The 2,329-nt window shown below is 69.0% G+C and carries 3 protein-coding genes; all 3 read left to right on the top strand.

The features are described 5' to 3' along the window. The first annotated feature begins 901 nt into the window (after positions 1-901). On the top strand, positions 902-1,480 hold the full coding sequence (locus tag VIB55_RS06195; RefSeq protein WP_331875798.1) for a DsbA family oxidoreductase: 579 nt from the start codon (positions 902-904) through the stop codon (positions 1,478-1,480). A 40-nt stretch (positions 1,481-1,520) separates the two neighbouring features. Then, entirely contained in the window at positions 1,521-1,805 is a 285-nt protein-coding gene (locus VIB55_RS06190) for a hypothetical protein (RefSeq protein ID WP_331875797.1), read from the top strand. Between the two features lie 148 nt (positions 1,806-1,953). Continuing rightward, a partial coding sequence (locus VIB55_RS06185; protein WP_331875796.1) for a hypothetical protein occupies positions 1,954-2,329 on the top strand: 376 nt, incomplete at its 3' end.

Genomic DNA, 2,329 nt, shown 5'->3' with positions numbered 1-2,329 from the left:
TGCACGCACGTCGCACCTGCCGAGGCGCGATGTCATCCCGAAGGAGCGGCCAAGCGTAACTTGCGGTCGGTTCATGCTTTGCAGCGACTGAGGGATCCGCCACACACTCAAGGCCGTGCACCGGACCTGCGTCCACACGAGAGCCCGGCTGGAAAACTCGGTCGCGCCACAAAGTCCTCGCCACACAAGAACAAGCCAGTCTGCGAAGGCAGACTTCGTGTGGTCGTTGCAGCGAATTCATTCGCCCCGGCAGGCTTGGGGCGTTCCCAGGCGAGGATCAGGGCCGAGGCCTGAAGGTCCGTGCCGCTGCCGCGCCCTAGCCAAGAGGCATCCGCGGCAAGATCCCACGGCCCTGCATGGTATGCACTGCGGGCCGGTTCAGTGCGCCCGGGCCTCTGGATGACAGATTGCGCCGGAGGCAGCACTCGGCGGGAGGACAGAGGTCCGGGCGCGCACCGGGCTTCGACCCACACCCGGACAAGCCAGTCTGCGAAGGCAGACTTCGTGTGGTCGTTGCAGCGAATTCATTCGCCTGGGGAGGCGTGGGGCGTTCCCAGGCGAGGATCAGGGCCGAGGCCCGGAGGTCCGTGCCGCTGCCGCGCCCCAGGCAAGAGGCATCTGCGGCAAGATCCCACGGCCCTGCATGGCATGCACTGCGGGCCGGTTCAGTGCGCCCGGGCCTCTGGATGACAGATTGCGCCGGAGGCAGCACTCGGCAGGAAGACCGGGCGCGCGCCGGTCCTTGACCCACACCAGGGCAAGCCAGTCTGCGAAGGAAGACTTCGTGTGGTGGTTGCAGCGAATTCATTCGCCCGTGCAGGCTGAGGCGGGCTTGCGGCGCGCAGGAACGCGGGGCAGATTGGCGCCCTCCCGAGCGCGTTCCCAGGGCAGTGGTTGGAGCATGGCGGCCGTTCCGCTGGTGGTGTTTTCGGACTTCGCCTGCCCCTTCTCGTACGTGGCGGAGGCGGCGGTGCGGCGCATGCAGCGCGAGGGCTTGGTGCAGCCCACCTGGATGGCCTTCGAGCTGTATCCCGCGCCCGGGCCGCTGCCGGAGGTGAACGGCGAGTGGATGGATGCGCTGCGGCCCTTGGCAGACGAGCTGGGCCTGCCGCTGTCGGTGCCCCCGCTGGCCGTGCGGACGCGCAAGGCGCACGAGGCGGCGGCGTTCGCGGCGCGCAACGGCGTGGGCGCGCGGATGCGCGAGGCCCTGTTCGCCGCCTACTTCAGTGAGGGGCGCGACATCAGCCGCATCGACGTGCTGACGGAGCTGGGCGCGGGGATCGGGCTGGACGCCACGGAGATGCACGTGGTGCTGGACGTGGGCGGCGCGGCTTCGCGCATCGACGCGGAGCTGGAGGCGGCGCGGGGCGTGGGGGTCGATCAGACGCCCACGCTGGTGGCCGGCACCGGTGACGAGGCGCGCTGGATCGTGGGCGCGCGGCCGTTTACCGAGCTGCAGGCGGCGATCCTGGAACAGTGACTGGCGGGGCACGGCGGCCCCCTTACCGAAGGTTTGGACGATGGCGGACTACGAGCGCACCACCGTGCTGACGCTCAGCGACATCTGGGCGCGCACCGACGAGATCCTCACCACGCGCGGCGAGCTTGCCATGAGCCGCGACGGGCACCATGAGCGCACCTACTCGGGCGGCGAAGGCACCGTCGTGGTCGAAGTGCACCGCCACGGAAACACCACGATCGTCGGCGCGCGGACGGACCGGCTGCGCACCTCCAAGGTGGACGGAGTGGTGCGCTACCTGATGAACCAGCTTCCCTACCAGCCGGGCGACCCTCCGCGCGAGTAAGGGCAGGCCGTCGATGATGCGAGTGGGGCCGGCTCCGTGCATCGGGGCCGGCTCGTTTGCCTCACCCGTCCGCGCCGGCCCTTCCCCGGACGTCGACGCCTCCCCCTGCACGCCACGTCCCTATCAAGTTCCGCCCGTCATCACCTCCATGCGCACAACACTGCTCTTCTGCATCCTCGCCATCGCGGCGACGCCATCGATGGCGTCCGCTACGGCCTATCCGGGCTTCGGGACGCTCGTGATCTCACACCTGTTCGTTCCGCCCTTGGCGCTCCTGCACCTGATCCTGCTGGCGTACTACGCGGACAAGCGGCGCTATTCGAGCCTGCGTTTCGCCCTCAAGCACGCGTGCCTCGCGTCGGTTGTGCCGATGCTCGGCATCTGGATCGCGATGGGTGAACTCCCCACGGAAATCTATACGGCGGACTATCGGAACCGGTCGCTGGCGCTTCTCGCCGCCGGGGCAGTGGCCGCGTGGCTGCCCGTGATCACGCACCTCTTCCAGCGCGCTCCCGCTCCTACTC

This window comes from Longimicrobium sp. (assembly GCF_036554565.1).
Classification (GTDB): domain Bacteria; phylum Gemmatimonadota; class Gemmatimonadetes; order Longimicrobiales; family Longimicrobiaceae; genus Longimicrobium.
This window is presented reverse-complemented; position numbering and strand designations above follow the sequence as displayed.